General features: G+C 64.5%; 16 protein-coding genes. 3 read left to right on the top strand and 13 right to left on the bottom strand.

Annotated features, from left to right (window positions below; translation table 11 throughout):
* Positions 1-6: 6 nt before the first annotated feature.
* Entirely contained in the window at positions 7-1,071 is a 1,065-nt protein-coding gene (locus V3H56_RS14985) for a 2,3-butanediol dehydrogenase (protein ID WP_234408019.1), read from the top strand.
* Between the two features lie 208 nt (positions 1,072-1,279).
* Here the strand turns inward: V3H56_RS14985 and V3H56_RS14980 are convergent, their stop codons facing one another.
* The 13 genes from V3H56_RS14980 to V3H56_RS14920 all read right to left on the bottom strand — a co-directional run bounded on the left by V3H56_RS14980 (position 1,280) and on the right by V3H56_RS14920 (position 19,241).
* Positions 1,280-2,197 (bottom strand): dihydrodipicolinate synthase family protein, encoded by a 918-nt coding sequence (locus V3H56_RS14980; protein WP_047737879.1) that lies wholly within the window; start codon positions 2,195-2,197, stop codon positions 1,280-1,282.
* A 191-nt stretch (positions 2,198-2,388) separates the two neighbouring features.
* On the bottom strand, positions 2,389-3,417 hold the full coding sequence (locus V3H56_RS14975; protein ID WP_338473529.1) for a proline racemase family protein: 1,029 nt from the start codon (positions 3,415-3,417) through the stop codon (positions 2,389-2,391).
* 117 nt (positions 3,418-3,534) lie between these two features.
* A complete protein-coding gene (locus V3H56_RS14970; protein ID WP_338473528.1) occupies positions 3,535-4,257 on the bottom strand; it encodes an amino acid ABC transporter ATP-binding protein in 723 nt (240 codons plus the stop codon).
* Entirely contained in the window at positions 4,250-4,900 is a 651-nt protein-coding gene (locus V3H56_RS14965; protein WP_047737887.1) for an amino acid ABC transporter permease, read from the bottom strand. The genes V3H56_RS14970 and V3H56_RS14965 overlap by 8 nt, the downstream gene beginning before the upstream one ends.
* 9 nt (positions 4,901-4,909) lie before the next feature.
* Positions 4,910-5,575: an amino acid ABC transporter permease gene (locus tag V3H56_RS14960; protein WP_042729818.1), complete on the bottom strand. Its 666-nt coding sequence runs from the start codon at positions 5,573-5,575 to the stop codon at positions 4,910-4,912.
* Positions 5,568-7,346 carry an aconitase family protein gene (locus tag V3H56_RS14955; RefSeq protein WP_338473527.1) on the bottom strand — a complete coding sequence of 593 codons (1,779 nt, stop codon included), beginning with the start codon at positions 7,344-7,346 and terminating at the stop codon, positions 5,568-5,570. Before V3H56_RS14955 ends, V3H56_RS14960 begins: the two co-directional genes overlap by 8 nt.
* A 10-nt stretch (positions 7,347-7,356) precedes the next feature.
* Entirely contained in the window at positions 7,357-8,175 is an 819-nt protein-coding gene (locus V3H56_RS14950; RefSeq protein WP_047737892.1) for a transporter substrate-binding domain-containing protein, read from the bottom strand.
* A 234-nt stretch (positions 8,176-8,409) separates the two neighbouring features.
* On the bottom strand, positions 8,410-9,159 hold the full coding sequence (locus V3H56_RS14945; RefSeq protein ID WP_042729821.1) for an AraC family transcriptional regulator: 750 nt from the start codon (positions 9,157-9,159) through the stop codon (positions 8,410-8,412).
* Between the two features lie 214 nt (positions 9,160-9,373).
* The gene (locus tag V3H56_RS14940) at positions 9,374-10,630 is read right to left on the bottom strand and encodes an FAD/NAD(P)-binding oxidoreductase (RefSeq protein ID WP_042729822.1); all 1,257 of its coding nucleotides are present in this window, start codon (positions 10,628-10,630) and stop codon (positions 9,374-9,376) included.
* A complete protein-coding gene (locus V3H56_RS14935) occupies positions 10,627-10,863 on the bottom strand; it encodes a 2Fe-2S iron-sulfur cluster-binding protein (RefSeq protein WP_042729823.1) in 237 nt (78 codons plus the stop codon). The genes V3H56_RS14940 and V3H56_RS14935 overlap by 4 nt, the downstream gene beginning before the upstream one ends.
* 46 nt (positions 10,864-10,909) lie before the next feature.
* Positions 10,910-12,025 carry an FAD-dependent oxidoreductase gene (locus tag V3H56_RS14930; RefSeq protein ID WP_123579123.1) on the bottom strand — a complete coding sequence of 372 codons (1,116 nt, stop codon included), beginning with the start codon at positions 12,023-12,025 and terminating at the stop codon, positions 10,910-10,912.
* The gene (locus V3H56_RS14925) at positions 12,022-12,954 is read right to left on the bottom strand and encodes a 4-hydroxyproline epimerase (RefSeq protein ID WP_338473526.1); all 933 of its coding nucleotides are present in this window, start codon (positions 12,952-12,954) and stop codon (positions 12,022-12,024) included. Before V3H56_RS14925 ends, V3H56_RS14930 begins: the two co-directional genes overlap by 4 nt.
* 674 nt (positions 12,955-13,628) lie before the next feature.
* On the bottom strand, positions 13,629-19,241 hold the full coding sequence (locus V3H56_RS14920; protein WP_338473525.1) for a putative Ig domain-containing protein: 5,613 nt from the start codon (positions 19,239-19,241) through the stop codon (positions 13,629-13,631).
* 440 nt (positions 19,242-19,681) lie between these two features.
* Here V3H56_RS14920 and V3H56_RS14915 point away from each other — a divergent pair, with 440 nt between their 5' ends.
* Positions 19,682-20,599: an IS110 family transposase gene (locus V3H56_RS14915; protein ID WP_047737935.1), complete on the top strand. Its 918-nt coding sequence runs from the start codon at positions 19,682-19,684 to the stop codon at positions 20,597-20,599.
* A 203-nt stretch (positions 20,600-20,802) separates the two neighbouring features.
* Positions 20,803-21,246, top strand: a complete 444-nt coding sequence (locus V3H56_RS14910) for a membrane protein (RefSeq protein WP_047737903.1) — start codon at positions 20,803-20,805, stop codon at positions 21,244-21,246.
* The last annotated feature ends 70 nt before the right edge of the window (positions 21,247-21,316 follow it).

Raw genomic sequence — 21,316 nt, 5'->3', positions numbered from 1 at the left:
CGCAGCATGCGCGCCGCCGTCTGGCATGGCCGCAACGATATCCGCGTCGAAGACGTGCCACTGCCGGTGGCGCCGCCTGCCGGTTGGGTACAGATCCGCGTGCACTGGTGCGGCATCTGTGGTTCCGACTTGCATGAATACGTGGCCGGGCCGGTGTTCATTCCGGTGGACGCGCCGCACCCGCTGACCGGGATCAAAGGGCAGTGCATCCTCGGCCATGAGTTCTGCGGTGAGATCGTCGAGCTGGGCGCCGGGGTGGAAGGTTTCAGCGTCGGCGAGCCGGTGGCGGCGGATGCCTGCCAGCATTGCGGCACTTGCTACTACTGTACCCACGGGCTCTACAACATCTGCGAGAACCTGGCCTTCACCGGGTTGATGAACAACGGCGCCTTTGCGGAACTGGTCAACGTGCCGGCCAACCTCTTGTACAAATTGCCCGCCCACTTTCCGGCCGAGGCCGGTGCGTTGATCGAGCCGTTGGCGGTGGGCATGCACGCGGTCAAGAAGGCCGGCAGCCTGTTGGGCCAGAACGTGGTGGTGGTTGGCGCCGGCACCATCGGCCTTTGCACCATCATGTGCGCCAAGGCGGCTGGCGCGGCCCAGGTGATCGCCCTGGAAATGTCCGGCGCGCGCAAGGCCAAGGCCCTGGAAGTCGGCGCCAGCCATGTGATCGACCCGAACGACTGCGATGCCCTGGCCGAAGTGCGTCGTTTGACGGGTGGCCTGGGTGCGGATGTGAGCTTTGAGTGCATCGGCAACAAACACACCGCCAAACTGGCCATCGACCTGATCCGCAAGGCCGGCAAATGCGTGCTGGTGGGGATTTTCGAAGAACCGAGCCAGTTCAACTTCTTCGAATTGGTCGCCACCGAGAAGCAGGTGCTGGGCGCGCTGGCCTACAACGGCGAGTTCGCCGACGTGATCGCCTTCATCGCCGATGGCCGCCTGGACATTTCGCCGTTGGTGACCGGGCGCATTCAACTGGAGCAGATTGTCGGGCAAGGGTTCGAGGAATTGGTCAACAACAAGGAACACAACGTCAAAATCATCGTGTCGCCCGCACGGATCTGAGAGCGCCTGAGGTAGGCGATTTTTGGCGATGGCCGGCGACGGTCATCGCCCTTTTTTTACCCGACTGAACCGCCCGGAATCCTGTGGGAGCGGGCTTGCTCGCGAAGATGGCGGTCTATCCAGCATGGTTTTGTCAGACAGACCGCTTTCGCGAGCAAGCCCGCTCCCACAGGCCGTGATCTCTCACAGGCGCTGATCTATGGGGGCTTCAGAGGCCGACATCCGGCAGCACCGGCCGGTTGGCCAGGGCCTTGGCCATGATCTGCTCCACATACACCCGGTCTTCCTCAGGCAAGGCCAGGCGGGGAGGGCGGGTGAGGGCGCTGCCGCGGCCGGCGATGGCTTCGCAGAGCTTGATGCATTGCACCAGGTCGGCGCGGGCGTCCAGGTGCAGGATCGGCATCAGCCATTCGTAGATCGGCATCGCCTCGGCGAAACGCCCGGCGCGGGCCAGGCGGAAAATGGTTTCGCCTTCCTTCGGGAACACGTTGGACATCCCCGAGACCCAGCCTTCGGCGCCCACCGCGAGGCTTTCCAGCACGACGTCGTCCAGCCCGGCGAACAGCACGAAGCGGTCGCCCACTTCATTGCGCACGTCGATGAAGCGTCGGGTGTCGCCGGACGAATCCTTGAAACACACCACGTTGTCGCAGTCGGCCAGGGAAATCAGGATGTCCGGGGTCACGTCGTTCTTGTAGATCGGCGGGTTGTTGTAGACCATCAGCGGCACGTCGGCCTGGCGCGCCACGTAGCGAAAATGCTCGGCGGTCTCGAACGGCTTGGAGCCGTAGACCAGCGCCGGCATCAGCATCACGCCATCGACGCCGACCTTGCGTACCGCGTTGGCGACCTTGGCCGCCTGCACGCTGGTGAACTCGGCCACCCCGCAGATCACCGGGACCCGGCCACGGGAGGCGTCCACCGCGACTTCGGTCACGGCGATCTTTTCCTCGGCGCTCAACGAGGTGTTTTCCCCCACCGAACCACAGACCACCAGGCCCGATACGCCGTCACGGATAACGTTGGAAATCACCTGGTGGGTTTTTTCCAGGTTGATGGAAAAGTCATCGTTGAATTGGGTGGTGACGGCGGGAAATACGCCGCTCCAGTTGATGCGTTTGCTCATGGTTGTCTCCGTTTTGGTATTTCGTATACGTAGGCGAATATGAATGAAGCGAATGTTTTATGTGGCGAGGGAGCTTGCTCCCGCTGGACTGCGGAGCAGTCCTGAAAACTGACGACTCGGGGTATCAGCCAGATTGCGGGGCCGCTTCGCGCCCCAGCGGGAGCAAGCTCCCTCGCCACGGTGGGGTGTCATCATGCGCCGGGCCAGGTGTCTGAAAGCCGATAGCCCTGCGGCCATGGGTCAGCCGGATCCAGCAGCAGTTGATGAGTGCCGGTGATCCACGCCCGCCCGGCGATGCACGGATAGATCGCCGGGCGTCCGGCCACGTCGGTTTGCGAGTCGATGCGGCAGTGGAATTCGGAGCCGATGATCGAGCGTCCGATGAATCGGTCGCCCACTTGCATCAACCCTTTGGCCTGCAGGACGGCCATGCGCGCCGAGCAGCCGGTGCCGGTGGGCGAGCGGTCGATCTTGCCGGGCTGGATCACCACGGCGTTGGCGCCGGTGGCGATGCCGTTCTCCATGACCAGCGGCGCGGCGATCTGGCAGAACGAAATGTGCGACCAGTCGGGGTTCAGCGGATGGACGAAGCCCAGTTGCTCATTGGCGGCGCGGGTGATCTTCAGGCCCACGGCCACCAGCTCGGCGGCTTCACAGGGTTGGATGGCGAAACCCAGGCGCTGGGCGTCGACGATGACGAAACTGTCACCGCCATAGGCCGTGTCCACCTGCAGCGAGCCCAGGCCTTCGACCTCGATCCAGGCGTCGAGGCGGTCGGCGAAGGAGGGCACGTTCTTGATTTCCACCCGTTGCACCTTGCCGTCGCGGCAATCGGCCACGGCTTCGATCAGCCCGCCGGGGGCCTCCAGCACCAAGTGGGTCTGGGGCTCGGTCATCGGCAGGATGCCGCTGTCCAGCAGCACGGTGGCCACGCACAGTGAGTTGGAACCGGACATCGGCGGGGTGTCGGCCGGTTCCATGATGATCCAGGCCATGTGTGCCTTCGGGTGCTTGGCCGGCACCAACAAATTGACGTGCCGGAACACGCCGCCCCGGGGTTCGTTGAGGACGAAGTTGCGCAGGATCTCGTCCTGGGCGATCCAGCGCGATTGCTCCCACACCGTCGCCCCGGGCGGTGGCGCGACGCCGCCGACGATCACGTCGCCGACTTCGCCTTCGGCGTGGCAACTGACTATGTGAAGGATCCTGGATGAGCGCATTGGCTGCTCCTTGTGTTGTTCATCGCGGGCTTTTCGCGAGCAAGCTCGCTCCCACAGGGTTCGGGGTTGAACACAAAACCCCTGTGGGAGCGGGCTTGCCCGCGAAGGCGTCACCGGCTACTTCACCGACCGGAGAAACGCCGCCGTCTCCGGCTGCATTGGGTTGCCGATCACCTGGTCCGGCGGCCCGATCTCGTGGACCCGGCCGTTGCAGAAGAACGCCACGCGGTCGGACACGTCCCGGGCGAAGCGGATCTCGTGGGTCACCAGCACCATGGTCATGCCGTCCTCGGCGAGCAGGCGCATGGTGTCCAGCACTTCGCCCACCAGTTGCGGGTCGAGGGCCGAGGTGGCTTCGTCGAAGAGCATGTAGTGCGGTGACATCGCCAGGGCCCGGGCGATGGCCATGCGCTGTTGCTGGCCGCCGGACAGCTTGCTCGGGAACGCCTTGAGCTTGTCCCTCAGGCCCACGTGCTCCAGCTGTTTCACCGCCAGGGCTTCGGCGTCCTGCCTGCTCTTGCCCAGGACCTTGCGCGGGGCCAGCATCACGTTCTCCAACACGGTCAGGTGGGGGAAGGCGTTCCATTGCTGGAAGACGATGCCGATCTTCTGTCGCAAGTGATTGAGGTCGGTGGCGCGGTCATGGACCTCCACCCCGTCCACGCGGATGCTGCCCTTCTGGATCGGCTCCAGGCCGTTGATGCACATCAGCAGCGTCGACTTGCCGGAACCCGAGCCGCCGATGATCGACACCACTTCACCCTTGTTCACGGTGAGGCTCACGCCCTTGACCACTTCCAGGTCGCCAAAGGATTTGTGCACGTTTTCAATCTCAATCATTTTCCTGCCACCTTCTTTCCAGGCGTGCGCCGAGGCGGGCGACCACCAGGCTCATGACGTAGTAAATGAGGCCCGCGATGCACAGCACCAACAGGGGTTCTTGAATGCGTGTGACGATGGTTTGCGAGGCGCGCAGCAGTTCGACGATGCCGATCCACATCACCAGGGCGGTGTCTTTCATCACCCCCAGCACCAGGTTCAGCCAGCCGGGAAACGCCACGCGCGTGGCAATCGGCAGGACGATGAAGCGCAGGTCCTGCAGGTAGCTCAGGCCCAGGGAACGACTGGCCCGCCGCGTGCTCAGAGGCACCGCCAGCACGCCGCCGCGCACGATCTCGGTGAAATAGGCCGCGGCGTAGACCCCCAGCACCATGCAGCCGACCGCAAAGGCGCTGAGGTCCAGGCCGACGATGCTCTTGAGCGAGTTGAACAGCACGAACTGGATCAGCAACGGCACACTGCGAAACACGTCCAGCACCCAGGCCAGCGGTAGGCTGGCACGGGGCAGCAGCGCTCGCAGCAAGCCGAACAGCAAACCGGCGAAGGTGCCCAGCAGGATCGACCACGCGGTCAACTGCAGCGTGACCCAGGCGCCGTCGAGCAGGAACAGCAGGTCGTTGACGGTGAGGCTGGTGGCAAACATGACGAGCCCTCAATAACGGAACAGGCGCCAGGACAGCAGCCGGGCGAGGCCGACGATCAGCTTGGCGATCAGGTAATACAGCACGGCCGCGAGGGCGAAGTATTCGAAGGTGCGGAACGTCTTGACGTTGTATTCCTGGGTGACGCCGGTCAGGTCGTTGTTCAGCCCGACCACCACGCCAAGGGAGGTCATCAGCACTGCCCAGACCATCTGGTTGGTCAGCGGGTAGAACACGATGCGCAGCAATTGCGGAACGATGATCATCCGGTAGGCCTGGAAGGCGCTCATCCCCAGGGAACGGGCCGCGCGCATCTGCGTGCCGGGCACGGCCTTGAGGCCACCGCGGAAGTTTTCCGCCAGGTAGCCGGCATTGTTGAAGGTGATCCCGGCCAGCAAGGCCAGCCACGAACTGACGTGCAGCCCGAGGGAGCCGAGGCCGAAGTACAGAATGTAGATCTGGAACAGCGAGGGCGTGTTGCGGGCGATGGACACCCAACCGTTGCCCACGCCCCGCAGCAGCGGATGACGTGCCTGGCGCATCACGGTCAGGACCAGGGCGATCAACACCCCGAAGATCATCGACAGCGCCGCGGTCTCGAACGTCACCCAGGCCCCGGCGAGCATGTCGGGCAGGGCCCGCAAGGCCGGGCGCCACTGGAAGCTGTAGTCAAACATCGGTGGGGCTCTCCGTGCGGACGATGGGGTGCAGCCAGGCTGGCGGCTGGCCAGGGGCGCTGGCGGCGCACGCCGCCTCGACGCACTGCGCCAGGCCGGCGAAGTGCACCCCGCGTCCGACCAGGCCGGGGGCGTAATGGGCGTACTTGCCGGAGTTGGTCATCAGGGTGGTGGCGTGGGCGGGGATCAGCGGTTCGCCGACCATGCACCAGCAGGTGTCGGTCACCAGCACCGCGCCGAACGCCTCGATGACGGCCAGGTGCCCGGCGTCGCGGGCCTGCTCCAGTACCGCCCGGCCACAGGTGATGGCCAGGACCACATCCGGGTGCTTGATCCGGCCGGCGCAGAGGCTCGCCAGCGCCGCGAACTCGCTGAGGGAGAAGTGCGGATTGCCCAGGGACACCACGTCCACCCGCGTGTCCCGGGCGCTATTGAGCTCGCGCCAACTGGCCAGCAGGCCAGCCGTATCGACCGTCTCCACCGGCAACGGCACACCCGGCGCCAGCACATCGTTCGGGTCGAGGGCTTCGGGTGTGACTCCGGCGATGTGGAACAACGGTGCGGCGCTGGTGGTGGCGAATGCCGCGCCGAAGGCTTTCAGGTCGTCCAGGTTGGGCATGGCATGTTCCAAGCCGCGGATCAACGGAATGCGCCGGCCCGCCAGGGCACCAATGTGGTAGCCCAGCAGCGGGTAGAAACTGTCATCCATGTGCGCCGGCTGCGGCACGTCGACAAGCAGCCCGGCCAGGCGCTGGTCGTCGAGATGGCAACCGCTCGACGGGGCGCGTCCACACAGGGCGATGCAGATGTCGAGAAAATCCGGGTATTTCTGGGTTCGCGCGCCCAGCACACTGTTGGCGTAGACCACCGCGTTGGACTCGGCCCAGACGATCTGCTCGCCAGCCTTGGGGGCCGTGTCCAGCAGGTAGGGTGCGCAGGTAAAGCTCAACTGCGCGCCCATCGCCATGTAGGCATCGCCCAAGGCGCTGGCGGGTTCGCCGAGCGCCGGATCGACGCCCAACTCCCGCCAGCGGCGCTGGTCCACGGAAATCGAATTGAGGGTGGTGGGCACGCGCACCTGGGCGCCCCATTGCACCAGTTGTTCGGCAAAGCGCAGGCTGGCCGGGCCGGTGTAGATACAGCCGTCGATGTGGGCCTGGGTCACGTCCAGCAAGCGCGTCGCGCCCTGGATCTCGGCCATGCGCAGGACAATCTGCATCGCCACCTGGGCGGCCTTGCCGTGGGCGCCGTCGAGCAGCGCCCGGTCCTGTTCGGTGAGGTGCAGGGACACTGGCGCGGGTGACTGCCACGGCACGTCCGTCGCACGCCAATGATCCTGAGGGCGTCGGCCGAACAAGGTCAGGCGGTCGCCTTCAACGCGCACGAAACCCTGGCCGCGAAGGCGATTGAATGCCTCATGGCCCACGCATACCACCGGCAGAGAACGCTGGAAAATCACCTGCGCCACCAGCACGCCGAGGGTCAGGATCTCATCCGCTTCGGCCAGCACCAGGGCGGCGGGGGCGTGGTCGTTGCTGATCAACTCCATCAGCACGCTGCTGCCGGTGCAGGAGCCGCGCCCGCTGGGAATTGCCAGCACGCGCCCGGCCAGGCGCTCGCCGCTCAACGGATGGTGGCGGTCGATGACCTCGCCGCTGGCCGGGTCCACGCCCCCCCAGAAACTCAGGCCGACGTCGGCGAACAGCAGGGCGCCCTGGGCGGCACCCTCCACCAGGCTGCGGCCTTTGACACGCACAGGCGTGCTTGGCATGCCCCGATCCTCAGTAGTAGACCTGGGGAACGGTCAGGTTGGCCGGCGGGATATCGGTGCCGACCCATTTGACGAACAGTTCCTTGTAGCGACCGGTGCGTACCTGCTGGTTGACGAACAGGTTGAGGTAGTTGAGCAGGCCGTACTCGCTGCGCTTGGCGCCGAGGGACACGTAGTCGATGACATAGGGCGCGTCGCCGGCGATCTTCAGGTTCTTGTATTTACCCGACTTGAGGGTCGCGGCCGCCACGGTGTTGGTTACGACCGTTGCATCGATGTGGCCTTGGGCGACGGCCAGCAACGTGTCGTTCTGCGACTGGTAGGCGCGGAAGCTGCCGCTGCCCCAGTTCTTCTGGTCTTTTTCCAGGGCGATGGCTTCGTAGGTGCCGCTGGTGTTGCCGACGGCCTTGCCCTTGAGGTCGGCGAAGGTGTTGATGCCGGTGTTGTCGCGGGTCAGCACCACCATCTGGAAGGCGAAGTAGGGCACCGTCAGGCCGACGGTCTTGGCCCGCTCCAGGGTGTCGGAGGTGGACGCGACGATGACGTCGGCGCGCCCGGAAATGAGCGCCGGGATCCGGTCCGGGAACGGCGTCTCCACCACTTCGGCGTCTACCCCCAGGACTTTCGCCAAATCTTGGCAATAGTCCACGTCGAAGCCTGCCGGTTTGTTGCTCTCGTCGCGAAAACCCATGGGTGGGAAGTCCAGGGTCACTGCGCAACGCAGTTTGCCGGAACCGATGATGTCGTCGAGTTTGTCGGCCTGGGCCGGGGCGATGAACAGGGGAGTGAGGACAACGCTGAGGGCTACGGCCAGTGCAGGGTTCTTCATATATGCCTCGCTGTCGAATAAGTGCGGTGAAATATCGTATTGAGGATTTCGTATACGATATTAAATAAGCAAGCGGCGTGCCCATTTCCCGGCAGGAGGCGGGCACGCGTTAAGAGGAGCGGTCTAGAGGCGTTAGCCTGGAAAGGTGGCTGACAAGGAGGCGATCAGCGGAGGCCCGATGGTGTTACAGATGGGAGCAAACGCGCCGCGCAGTGCCCCGTAAAGGAACAGGGGTCAGCGATGGTTTTCCCGGAACTGACTCGGCGACAGGCTGGTCAGGGCGCGAAACTGACGGCTGAAGGCGCTGTGATCGGTGTAACCGCAACGCAGGGCGATCTCAGTGATCGGCACGTCCTGCTCACGTAACAGCCGCGACGCTTCTTCCAGGCGCGCCTTGTGGATCATCTGCCGGGGCGTGAGTTGGAAGATGCGCTTGCAGTGACGCTCCAGCTGGGCCACCGACAACCCGGCGATGGCCGTCAGTTCGGCCAGGCTGATGGGGTGGGCGAAATGACGCTTGATGTGGGCATCCACCGCCACCAGTTTCTGAAAGGCCGGATGGCTGGATTGCGGCAGTTGCAGGTCGCGGGAAATGCCGGCGAGGCCGACGATCCTGCCGTTCGGGTCACGCAAGGCCAGTTTGTGGGTCAGGCACCACACCGGCTGGTTGCCGTAGTACAGGTGCAGCTCCAATTGGTCGGCCAGTTCGCGCCCGCTGGCCAGGACCTTGCGATCCTGCTCGGTATACAGCGGGCCGAAACGCTCGGGGAACACCTGTTCGGCGGTGAGCCCGAGCAGGTCGGCGCTGCGTTTGAAGCCGCAGCGCCGGGCCAGTGTCTGGTTGACGAAGGCGTAGCGGGCCTCGCGGTCCTTGATGAAGAACACCACGTCGGCGAGGGTGTCCAGCAGCGGCGCGATGGGGTGCAGGCTACCCAGCAGGGTTTCCAGCTCGCAGGGGGTGAAGCTGTTGAGCGAGGGGTACATGGTTCAGCGACGCCTTTTTCAGAGCGGGCTTGTGTGTGTCGGGAGTGTCGGATGGAAATGGGGTGCTTGTCACGTAGCCTTCGCGAGCAGGCTGGTCCGGCTGCACTCCAAGCCCTGTGGGAGCGAGCTTGCTCGCGAAGACGCTACTCCTGCCTCCCTGGACGCGCTGACCCACCCCATTGGCGATCAAGCTCGCCCGACACGCCGTCTGGTGTCAGGTGGGGGCGTTTTCTCCCAGCGCCAGCAGCGTTTCGATCCGCGCCGGGCTGAACGGTGGGCGAGGCGTGGGCGGTGTCCAGCCAAACAGATGCTCCAGCGCGGCGCCGCACACCCGGCCTTGGCAGGCGCCCATGCCGCAGCGGCTGGCCAGTTTCGCTTCGCGCCAGTTTTCGTGGCCGAGCAGGTCAGCGTAGGGGACGTCTTCGCAGCGACAGACCAGGGTGTCGGGGCGAGCCAGGGTCTTGAGTCGGGCATCGAGGGCGAAAGCGCGATTCAATGCCCGGGCGAACGCCTGCCAGCGTGCCCGGCGCGGCCAGAGTCGCTGGGCCGCGGCGCTGTTGCCAACCGCCGCAAAACCGGCGATGGCGCCTTCCACCTGCGCCAGTTCGCTGCCGCCGAACCCGGTGCATTCACCGGCGGCGTAATACCCGGGCCGGGTGGTGGCTTGCCAGGCGTCGACCGCCAGGGCCTGGTCTTGCACACCGCAGCCCAAGGCCTGGCCGAGCTGGACATTGGGAACAAGGCCGAAGCCACAGGCCAACCGATCGCAGGCCAGTTCCACGGTCTTGCCCTGCTGGAACAGGCGCACGCCTTCGAGGCGGTCCCGACCCAGGGCTTGCAGCACATGACTGTCGGTGCGGTAGTGGGCATCGAGCAGGCTGAACGACTGCAACCACTTGTTTGGCCAACGCGGCAATTGCGCGGCGAAACCCAGCACGCGGGCGCGGTTGGCCTGTTCGGCAATGCGCAGCACCTGCGCGCCCTGATGTTTCGCCGTGGCGGCACTGGCCAGCAACAACGGACCGCTGCCGGCGATCACCAGGCGTTCGCCACGCACCGGCAAGCCGCCCTTGATCAATGCCTGCAAGCCTCCGGCGCCCGTCACGCCGGGGAGTGTCCAGCCGGGGAAGGGCAGCAGCAGTTCACGAGCGCCGGTGCAGAGGATCAGGCGGTCATAGCTGATGGACCAGCCGCGCTCGGTATCTTCCACCAGCAGGGTCTTGTCGGCGGCGCAGGCGATCACCCGAGTGCCGGGGTAGCACTGCACGTTGTCACAGGCTTGCAGTTGCTCGCGCAGGCGCCGCGCCTCGGTGGGCAGGTTGGCCTGGGGGCCGTCGCGCCAGATCTGCCCGCCGGGCAGCGGGTTGTCGTCCAGTACCACGATGCGCATGCCGCTGCTGGCCGCCGCCAGCGCCGCGCCCATGCCGGCGGGGCCGGCCCCGATGATCAGCAGGTCGGTGAGCTCGTTCATGGGCGGGTCCGCACGTGCATGCCATCGCGGCACACGGTCTGGCACGCCAGGCGCTGCCGGCCGTCGATCATCACCCGGCATTCCTGGCAGATGCCCATGCCGCACAGCGGCGCGCGTCGCTGGCCACTGATTGAGGTGCGGCTGCAACCGTCGGAGCCCAACGCCAGCGCCGCCGCGACGCTGGTGCCGCTGGCGACCGAGAGTGGGTGGCCGTCGAGGAGGAGTTCAGGCATGGGGCTGAGACCTTCAGTTGAATGGATTCTGAGGTACCCGTGTGCTTCAGACATGGGTAGGCTCGCCGAGGAATCGCTGTGGCAAGTAGGCCTGCGGGGCCAGGGGCGAGGTTTCGTTGAACAGCTGTGCCACCAGCAGGTCGGCGGTGGCAGGCGCGGTCGTTACGCCCAACCCTTCGTGCCCGACCGCCAGCCACAGGCCCTTGCGTTGCGGATGCTGGCCCACCAGTGGCAGGCCATCGGGGCTGGCGGCGCGAAAGCCGGTCCAGGCGCGGATGCCGTTGAGCTGGGCCAGCCCTGGCAGGTAGTCGGTGGCGCGCTTGAGCATCTTCGCCAGCATCCAGCCTTCGACCTGTGGGTCGACGGTGCCGAACTGCCGGGAGGCGCCGATGAACAGTTGGCCGGTCGGCCGGGGCTGGATGTTGCACGCCACCGAAGGGCCGCTGGCCGTGTGGGCGCTGGTGACGTAGCCCAGTTCCACCAGCGTGTGGGACACGCGGTTGGGGCAGCGATCGGTGATCAGCAGGTGGCCTTTCTTCGGCTCGATGGGCAGTTCCGGGCACAGTTGCGTGGCCTGGATGCCATTGGCGAGGACCACCGCTTCAGCGCTCAACCAGCGTCCGTCGGCGAGGCGCACGCGGTGGCCATCGACTTCGCTGACCTGGGCGCGCTGTTGGCGAATGTTGGCGGTTTCGAGCATCCAGCGCGCGGCGGCCGGCGCATACAGGATCCCGTCACCCTTGATCAGCAACCCGCCTTCCAAGCCTTCGCGCAGTTCGGGTTCGCGCTGGCGCAGTGCTGTGCGGCCGATCAATTCGCACGCCTCGCCGTGGGCCAGCAGGTTGAGGTACTTGCCGTCGGCCACCGCCATTTCCTCGGCATTGGCCGCCAGCCACAGGGTGCCGTTGTTGCGCCAGGCGCAGGCAGCGGGCAGGGCGGGGGCCAGTTCGCGCCAACGTTGCAGGGAGTATTGGCTGAGGGCCAGTTCCGCTGGGTTGTCATCGAGCACCAGCAGGTGGCCCATGCCCGCCGCCGTGGCGCCATGCCAGCCGGCGTCCATTACCAGCACCTGCAAGCCACGCTGGGCCAATGAGCGCGCGCAGGCGGCGCCGATGATGCCGGCGCCGATGACGATCACGTCGGCGACCGGGTGTTCGCTCACGAACGGATGCCCCAGGCGAACGGGTCGTCCGGCTCGATGATCAGCGTGCTTTCGGCGCTGATGTGCGCCCGGCCGCGAATGGTCGGCACGATACGCTCGCCGGCGGGCTCATAAGACCCTTCGAATTCGCTGCCGATCACGCTGGCCTGGCGCCAGAGCTGTCCTGGTTGCAGTTTTCCGTCCGCCGCCAGGCACGCCAGCTTGGCGCTGGTACCGGTGCCGCACGGGGAGCGGTCATAGGCCTTGCCGGGGCAGAGCACGAAGTTGCGGCTGTCGGCGCGAGGGTCGTCGGCGAACAGCTCGATGTGATCGATCAGGCCGCCGTCTTCGCCTCGAAAACCTTGCTGCTCCAGGGCCTGCTGGACGGCATAGGTGTAGGCGGTCAACCCGTCGAGGTTGTCGCTGGCCACTCGCTGGCCGTGGTCGGCCATCAGGAAGAACCAGTTGCCGCCCCAGGCCACGTCACCCACCACCGGGCCGATGCCGGGCACTTCCAGGCGCAGCGCTTTGCGGTAGCGGTAGGCCGGTACGTTGCGCACGCTGACCGAGCGATCTTCATGCAACGTGGCCTGGACGGTGCCCACCGGGGTCTCGATGCTGTGCACGCCGGGGCCGATCCTGCCCAGGTGCGCCAGCGATGCCACCAGGCCGATGGTGCCGTGGCCGCACATGCCCAGGTAGCCGCTGTTGTTGAAGAAGATCACCCCGGCACAGGCGTTCGGGTCCACCGGTTCACACAACAACGCCCCCACCAGCACATCGCTGCCGCGCGGCTCCAGCACACAGGTGCTGCGCCAGGCATCGTGCTGCTCGGCCAGGCGCTGCCTGCGCTCGGCCATGCTGCCCCGGCCCAGGTCGGGAAAACCGCCGGTGACCAGGCGCGTTGGCTCGCCGCCGGTGTGGGAGTCGATCACGGTGATGCGTTTCATGAGGGCCGCGTCCGTTCAATGGATTGAACACAAGCGTCGCCCGCGGGGGTGGGTGCCGGCTTGATGGATTTATTCACGAGCGATGACGAAATCGGCACAGCACGTACTTGGACGGTGGGAGCGGGCTTGCCCGCGAAAGTGGTGTGTCTGTTATGAATATGTTGGATGTGCCGCCGTCTTCGCGGGCAAGCCCGCTCCCACAGGATTAGGCGGTGTATGCAAAGGCTGCGAATACCCCAAATCCTGTGTGGGAGCGGGCTTGCCCGCGAAAGCGGTGTGTCTGTCATGCAGATGTTCGATGTGCCGACGTCTTCGCGGGCAAGCCCGCTCCCACAGATCTTGCTGGTGCATGCAAAGGCAGAGTACACCCCAAATCCTGTGTGGGAGCGGGCTTGCCCGCGAAAGCGGTGTGTCTGTTATGCAGATGTTGAATGTGCCGACGTCTTCGCGGGCAAGCCCGCTCCCACAGGATTAGGCGGTGTATGCAAAGGCTGCGTATACGCCAAACCTCGTGTGGGAGCGGGCTTGCCCGCGAAAGCGGGGTGTCGGTGATGGGGAGTTTGGATGGGCTGGTGTCTTCGCGAGCAAGTTCGCTCTCGCAAGAGGGTGGTGGGTTGTCAGGGGGCATTGCCTGGGCCGCTGTGGGAGCTGGGCTCCCACAGGGTTGGGTTCACTCAGGCGGTGAAGTCGCTGGCGTGCAGTTCCTTGACGCCGACCAGTTCGAACTCGAACTCGGGAGTGGCGTCGGCGTTGGTGCTGCCGGAGAGGATGCCGTCGGCAAAGCGCAGTTGGCCGGTGGCGTTGGTGGGGTCGAAGGCGTTGCTGCCGATGAAGGTGAAGGCGTCGATCGTCGCCGTCAGCGGGTTGGCGTCCAGGCCGGTGAGGTCCAGGTGATCGCCCTCGGCCGTCTTGAAGCCGTTGATCACATCGCGCAGTGCCCCGACGCCCATGTCCGACAGCGCGGCGAAGACGTACGTGTCTGCGCCGGTGCCGCCGGTGAGGTTGTCGGTGCCGGCGCCGCCGATCAGCCGATCGTCGCCCGAACCGCCCACCAGGGTGTCGTTGCCGGCACCGCCGTTGAGGATGTTCCCGGCGCTGTTGCCCGACAGCGTATCGGCGTAGGCACTGCCCGTCAGGTTCTCGATGAACTTCAGGGTGTCGAGCCCGGAGCCCTGCGTGTCCTGTTGCGCGGAGGTCGAGAGGTTGACTGTCACGCCGGCCTGGGCGCGCTCGTACGACACCGTGTCATTGCCGTCGCGCCCGTCCAGCACGTTGTTGCCGGCGCCGGCGAACAGCGTGTTGTCCAAAGCGTTGCCGGTAGCGTTGGCGGCTGCCGCGCTGTCGATGTAGAGGTTCTCGACGTTGTTGCCCAGGGTGTAGCTCGCCAGGCTGCTGTGCACGCTGTCGATCCCGCCGGACGCGGCACTGTTGGTTTCGATCACGGTGTCGCTGGCGTTGTCGACGTAGTAGGTGTCGTTGCCATCGCCACCGCTCATGCTGTCGGCCCCGGTCGCGCCGTCGAGCACGTTATGGGCGGCGTTGCCGGTGATGAAGTTGCGCCGCTCGTTGCCGGTGCCGTCGATGTCCGAGACGCCGGTGAGCACCAGGTTTTCGAGGTTGGCGCCCAGGGTCCAACTGACCGAGGCCTTCACCGTGTCGATCTGCGAGGCCGAGGTGTTGGTTTCGATCACGCTGTCGAACGCGTTGTCGACCACGTAGATGTCGTTGCCATCCCCGCCGGTGAGGGTGTCGGCGCCCAGGTCTCCGTCCAGGGTGTCGTTGCCCGAGCTGCCCACCAGGGTATCGGCCTGGTCGGTCCCGGAGATCATCCCGCCTTCGTTTTGCGCGCCGTCGAAGATGGCCTGCACGCTGTTGTTGTCGTTGGGGTTGCCGTGGAAACCCAGGTCATCGGCGATGTAGTCGGCCAGGCGCTGGCCGACGATTTCCGCCGATTCCTCGTGCAAGTGCCAGACGTCATCGGGGTACACCAGCGGATCGACTTCATAACGCAGGGGCAAGTCGGTGTAGTCCACCGCCAGCTTGACGTCGGCGCGTTCGGTGGCGATGGCTTCCTGGACGGCGCGCACGTAGCCGACCCCGTCGACGATGGCCGCGATCTTGTCTTCCGAATAGCCACGGGCCCGGGCCGCGTCCTGCTCGTAGTGACCGGTCTCCATCAGGTACACGTTGAAGTTGCCCAATTGCGCGTGCAGGTAGTCGAACACCTTCAAGGTCGCGGCCTTGTACGCTGCTGCCGCCGCTGTCTTGTCCGTGGCACGGGCGATTTCCTGGGCGGCTTCCTCGCCTTGGCCCCAGATAATGCCCATGGTGACGTTGTCGATCGATTGCAGTTCGCTGAGCTGGTCGCGTAGCAAGGTGACCGCACGCAACAGCGCAGGACCGGGCTGGTTGGTGTCGGTCAGCCACCAGCACAGCTTCAGTTCCTCGGCGCCGAGGGTCGAGAGGCCGTTGACCGTGCTGCCGCCGACGGCAATGTCGATCCCGTTGCCATCGGCATCGGTGAACTGGCTGCGCACGTCGTAGGAGGTGTAGCGGTCCAGGTCCTTGACCAGCATCGAAGTGCCGGACTGGTCGTCGTCCTCGGTCATGCGCAGCAGCCGCGCGTTGGACTGGCCGAGAGTCGGCAGGTACAGGATGTCTTGCTGGGCGCGTTCGCCGAAGACGAAATCACTGGCGGTCAGGGTGTTGAGGTAGTTGCCGTTGAGGGCGATTTCGAAGCGATTGCCATCGGCGTCGGCCTCGGCGGACTTGACGTAGGTCTTGTCGCCGGCCTCGTTCAGGGTCATGTACAGCGTGCTGTTGCTGCCATCGCCCAGGCCGAGGAAACCCAGGCTCGACACGTCGATCTTGTCGACCCCGACGGTGAAATCATAGATCGTGTCGGTGGCCGTGACGCCGCCGGTGTCGTAGTCGCGGTAGCTGTCGAGCACATTGGTGTAGCGGAACGTATCGGCCCCGTCGCCACCGTACAGCGAGTCGCGTCCGGCACCACCATCGACGATGTCGGCGCCGGTGCCGGCCTTGATCGTGTCGTTGCCGCCCAGGCCGAGGATCAGGTCGGCGGCCGCCGTGCCGTTGAGGGTTTCGGCGTTGTTGGTGCCGGTGATGGTGCTGGCCGGTGCATCGGCCACGGCGAGGGCAAAGCTGTCGCTGACCGAAGCCCCGGACGGATCGGTGGCCTTGACCAGGACGTTGTAGGTGCCGGACGCGGTGTTGGTCGGCGTGCCGGTGAAGCTCAGGCTGCTGGCATTGAAATGCAGCCAGGTGGGCAGGGCGCTGCCGTCGGCCAGGGTCGCGGTGTAGGTCAGCAGGTCCTGGTTGGCGTCGGTGAAGCTGTCGTGGGCCACGGTGTAGCTGAACGGCGAGTTCTCCGTGGCGTTCTGGTCGAGCAGCGCGATGGTGACCACCGGCGCCACGTTGCTGGGCGTGTTCTGGTCGGCGAAGACAAAGTGACTGGCCGTCAGGCTGCTCACCAGGTTGCCCGCCAACGACACCTCGAAGCGGTTGCCGTTGGCGTCGACGGTGAGGTCCTTGAGGTAGGTGCGGTTGGTCGAGGCGCTGTAGGTCACTTGCAGCGTGCCGTTCAGACCGTTGCCCAAGCCGGTGTAGCCAAGCGCCGAGACGTCGATCTTGTCGGCCGCCACATCGAAGTCGAGGATCTGGTCGCTGGCGCTGGTAGAGCCGGTGCGGTAGCTGTCGAGCTTGGAGGTGTAGCGGAACACATCGGCGCCGGCGCCGCCGGTGAGTTTGTCGACGCCGGTGCCGCCCACCAGGATGTCGTTGCCGGCGCCACCGTTGAGGGTGTCGTTACCCGCACCGCCGAACAGTTGCTCGTTGGCCGCGGTGCCCGTCAGGGTGTCGTTGTTCGGTGTGCCGTTGATCACCGTCGGGGCGGCGGGCACGTCCTGTACGGCGAGGGTGAACGTGTCGCTGATCGCCGCGTTGCTGCCATCGGTCGCGGTGACCTGGATGGCGTAGGTACCGGACGCCGTGTCGCTGGGGGTGCCGCTGAATGTCCGGGTGACGGCGTCGAAGGTCAGCCAATTGGGCAGGGCGCTGCCATCGGCCAGCTTGGCGGTGTAGCTCAGGCTGTCGTTGTCCGGGTCGGTGAAGCTGGTGGCCGGCACCACGTAGCTGAACGCGGTGTTTTCGGTGGCGCTCTGATCCAGCAGCGGCGTGGCCAGCACTGGAGCCTGGTTGGTCGGCGACGTGCTGGCAAAGACAAAGTTGGCGCTGGTCAGCGTGTTGAGGTAATTGCCGTCCAGTGCCACTTCGAAGCGGTTGCCGTCGGCATCGGCCGTCAAAGACTTGATGTAGGTCTTGGTGCCGGCACTGTTGAGCACCAGGTACACGGTGTTGTTCTTGCCATCGCCCAGGCCGGTGAACCCCAGGGCGGACAGGTCGATCTTGTCGGCCGCCACGTTGAAGTCGGTGATCAGGTCGCCCAGGTTGGCCCCGCCGGTGTTGTAGTTGCGGTAGCTGTCCAGGCGATTGGAGAACACGAAGGTGTCGGCCCCGGCCCCGCCGGTGAGGGTGTCCATGCCGGCGCCGCCGTCGAGTTTGTCGTCACCCGCGCCGCCGCTGAGGCTGTCGTTGCCGGCCAGGCCGAGCAGCGTGTCGGCTGACTCGCTGCCCAACAACGAGTCGCTGCCGCTGGTGCCGGTGACGACTCGGTTGAAGATGAAATTGCTGGCGGTCAGGGTGCTGGCAAGGTTGCCCGACAGGATCAGCTCGAAGCGGTTGCCACTGGCATCGGCGTCGAAGTCCTTGATGTAGGTGCGGTCGTTACTGGCGCTGTAGCTGATCTGCAGGGTGCCGCCACGGCCGTTGCCCAGCCCGGTGAAACCAAGGCCGGCGAGGTCGATCTTGTCCTGGGTGACGTCGAAGTCGGTGATGGTGTCGTCGAAACTGGTGGTCGCGTTGCGGTAGCTGTCGGATTGGGCGACGAAGCGGAAGGTGTCGGCGCCGGTGCCGCCGGTGAGCTTGTCGACGCCGGCACCGCCCACCAGGATGTCGCTGCCGGCCGCGCCGTTGATGATGTCATTGCCCGCACCGCCGTAGAAAATCTCGCTGGCGGAGGTGCCCTGCAAGGTGTCGTTGCCCGCAGTGCCTTGTACGGTGGTCATCGGGACCGTGGCGCTGACGTAGCTGCCATCGCCATAGACCAGCGTGGCGCCCTTGCTGGTGTGGCTGATGGTGTTGGCGATGATGGCGTTGCGATCGGTGCCGTCTTCGTTGCGCTCGGCAACGCCGTAGGTCGACTGATTGCTACCGCTGATGAGGTTGCCCTGGATGGTGTTGTCGCTGCCGTTGAAATATTTGCCGGACACGCCCTGGGTGTCGTCGTAGGACTGGATGATGATTTCCGGTACCGGGCTGCCCAGGGAGTTGTTGTTGAGCGTGTTGTCGGTGATCTCGACGTGGTTGCTGCCGTAGATGCGCACCCCGGCGCTGGCGTTGTCGTGGATGTCGACGCCGGTGACGCTGACATCGCTCGACAGTTTGACCAGCACGCCTTCGGCGCCATTGCCGTAGACCTCGCCCCCGGTGATGGTGATGTTGCTCGGGGAGGGGATGTTCTCGCTGCCGCGCTGCACCACGATGCCGTTGCCGCCGTTGTTGTAGGCGACGTTGTTGGTCAGGGTGAAGTCATGGGTGCTGGTGACGACGTTGAAGCCGTGGCGGTCGTTGTCGTAGGCGACGTTGTTCTCGAAGGTGCTGTCGCTGAGGAAGTCCGCGACGAAGCCGTCCAGGCCGTTGCCGTGGGACACGCTGTTCTTGATGACCATGTTGACGGTCTGCTCGTGGGGGTCGAAACCGTACCCGGAGCAATCCTTGATCTCGACGCTGTCGAGGGTGACGTTGGAGTCGTAGCCTTCCTGGCCTGGAATGTAGCCGTTGAACCAGCCGTCGATCTTGCCGGTGGTGTGGTCGCGGTTACCGTCGATGGTGAGGTTGCTGACGCCGAAGTCGTGGGTTTCCTCGCCATAGGCGGAGCGAATGACCCCGGTGATCTTGGTGTCGGAGCCGTCGGCCACCTTGACGGTGGTCTCGCCCATGCCGTCGCCGTACAGGTAGACATTGCTCTTGAGCATCACGCAGCCGTCGGAAGGTTCCTCGCCGCCGGAGACAATGTAGGTGCCGGTGGGCATGTACACCTGCCCACCCCCGGCGGCGGCCGCCGCATCAATCGCACTTTGTATCGCCGCCGTGTCGTCAGTGATGCCATCTCCTTTGGCGCCAAAATTTTGTACGTTGAAAATCATGAGCTTATCTCCGTATCAGGCTAAAAACCTCGTTAGGAGCCAATATTCCATCGGCGACCACCGAGTTAAGACCCAACGGAGCGCGAAAGTTGTGACCGCGCATCGGGCAAGTGTCAAAAATCTGGACTAACTGATCAACGGTCGGAACTCGAAAAACGACGTGTAACGTTTTGTTGACGCTTGGGCGTGATTTTGGGGTGTGGCTGCTGGCCCATTCGCGGGCAAGCCCGCTTGTGTCTGAGTAAGGGAATAAACTCTGGGGTGAGAGGGGTAGATGGCAAGCTGTGAGTCCGCGGTGCTTGAAGCACGAGTGGGAGCAAAGCTGCCATCTACCTTTCTACTCTGGCCCATAAGCCCGAACAGTTGGACGAGCGGCACTCGAATCACAAGCGTGGGCAAAGCCAGAGCACTCTCATTTCTGAGTGTAAGAGGGTTTTGCCATGATTTCCTGGGTCGGTATCGATATATCCAAATCAAATCTCGTCGTTTGGGTTCGACCACAGAACCAAGGCTACGAGGTCCCCAATACGCCTGAGGGTTTTGCACAGCTGGTCGAACAGCTAAGCCCGTACACGATTGGCCGGGTGTTACTGGAAGCCACGGGCGGCTATGAACGAAAGGTTATGGCAGCACTGCAGGAGGCAGGTTTCAATGTGCTCAGGATCAACCCTCGTCGGGCTAGAGCCTTCGCCGTAGCAATGGGCAAGAATGCCAAGACCGACCCCATCGATGCGGCTGTTCTTGCCGATTTTGCCGAAGCTCTGCATGCGTCTCACGAAAAGCCCATTTCACCTGAGCGTGAAGCACTGCGGGAGCTGATTCAGCTGCGCGAACACTTCGTCCAGCAACGAGATGACAACAAGCGCCGGCTACAGCAGGCTCAGCTTCCGGCGGTTATCGAGGTGATCAAAGATCATATTCGCTACCTGCAAATCCAAATCAAGCAGTTTGGCAAAGCCATTAATCAAAGCATGCGTAAGCTGGATGCGGAGAAAGCCGACCGACTCACATCAGTTAAAGGGATCGGCACTGTGGCGACTGCTAGTTTGTTGGTTTACCTGCCTGAGCTCGGTGAGCTTGATCGCAGAGAGATCGCGTCCCTGGCGGGAATCGCCCCCTACAACGACGACAGTGGCAATCACAGCGGCAAACGTCAGATTTACGGAGGAAGAGCGCGGGTCAGACGTGCGCTTTATATGTCGTGCTGGGTTGTCATCCGCTATCACGCCGACTTCAAGGCCCGGTACGAAGCACTTCGAGGGCGAGGCAAGAGCGCGAAAGTCGCGCTCATCGCCTGCATGCGAATATTGCTAATCAGACTGAATGCCATGCTTCGAGACGGCACTGAATGGCGGTGACGGGTGGCAGAGGTAAGACAGTTGCTCCCACAGGGTGATCGGTTGTGAGCACAGATTGAGTGTTCGGTCCCAATGCATTTAAGCGAGCCTGCTCACTCCCAAAGCGCACCGCAGCGATTGCGGTTTACTTGATTGGCATCAACCACCCCCCACGTCCCACGCGGTAGCCTGCAATAAACCATCGAGCGCATCCGAGGGGCCGCATGAGTTATCCGCTGTTTCTGACCTTGCACCTGTTCGCCGCGCTGGTGTTCATCGGCACGGTGTTTTTCGAAGTGCTGTTTCTCGAAAGCATTCGCAAGCAACTGCCCGTCAAGGTCATGGTGCTGCTGGAGCAGGGCATCAGCCGGCGCGCGCGGCAGTTGATGCCCTGGGTGTTGCTGGTGCTGTTCGGCGCGGGGGCCGCGATGGTCTGGTTGCGCTACTGGCCGGCGCTGATGTCGCCCTTGCAGTCGTCCTTCGGCTTGCTGCTGGGTTTGAAGATCCTGCTGGCCGGCAGCGTGCTGGGGCATTTTCTCTGGGCGATGTGGCTGTTCCGGCGCGGGCGGATGAATGCCCGCTACGTGCACATCATCCACACCAGCGTGTTCCTGCACATGGTGACGATCGTGCTGCTGGCCAAGGGCATGTTCTACATCGGCTGGTAGGCGCGGCGCCTTGGTTTCCAGGCGCTTGATACAAGTCAAGGTGGCCGGCCGGGTTACAGCGGACACTGTG

Source organism: Pseudomonas sp. MS646, assembly GCF_036693845.1.
Lineage (GTDB): Bacteria > Pseudomonadota > Gammaproteobacteria > Pseudomonadales > Pseudomonadaceae > Aquipseudomonas > Aquipseudomonas chlororaphis_E.
This window is presented reverse-complemented; position numbering and strand designations above follow the sequence as displayed.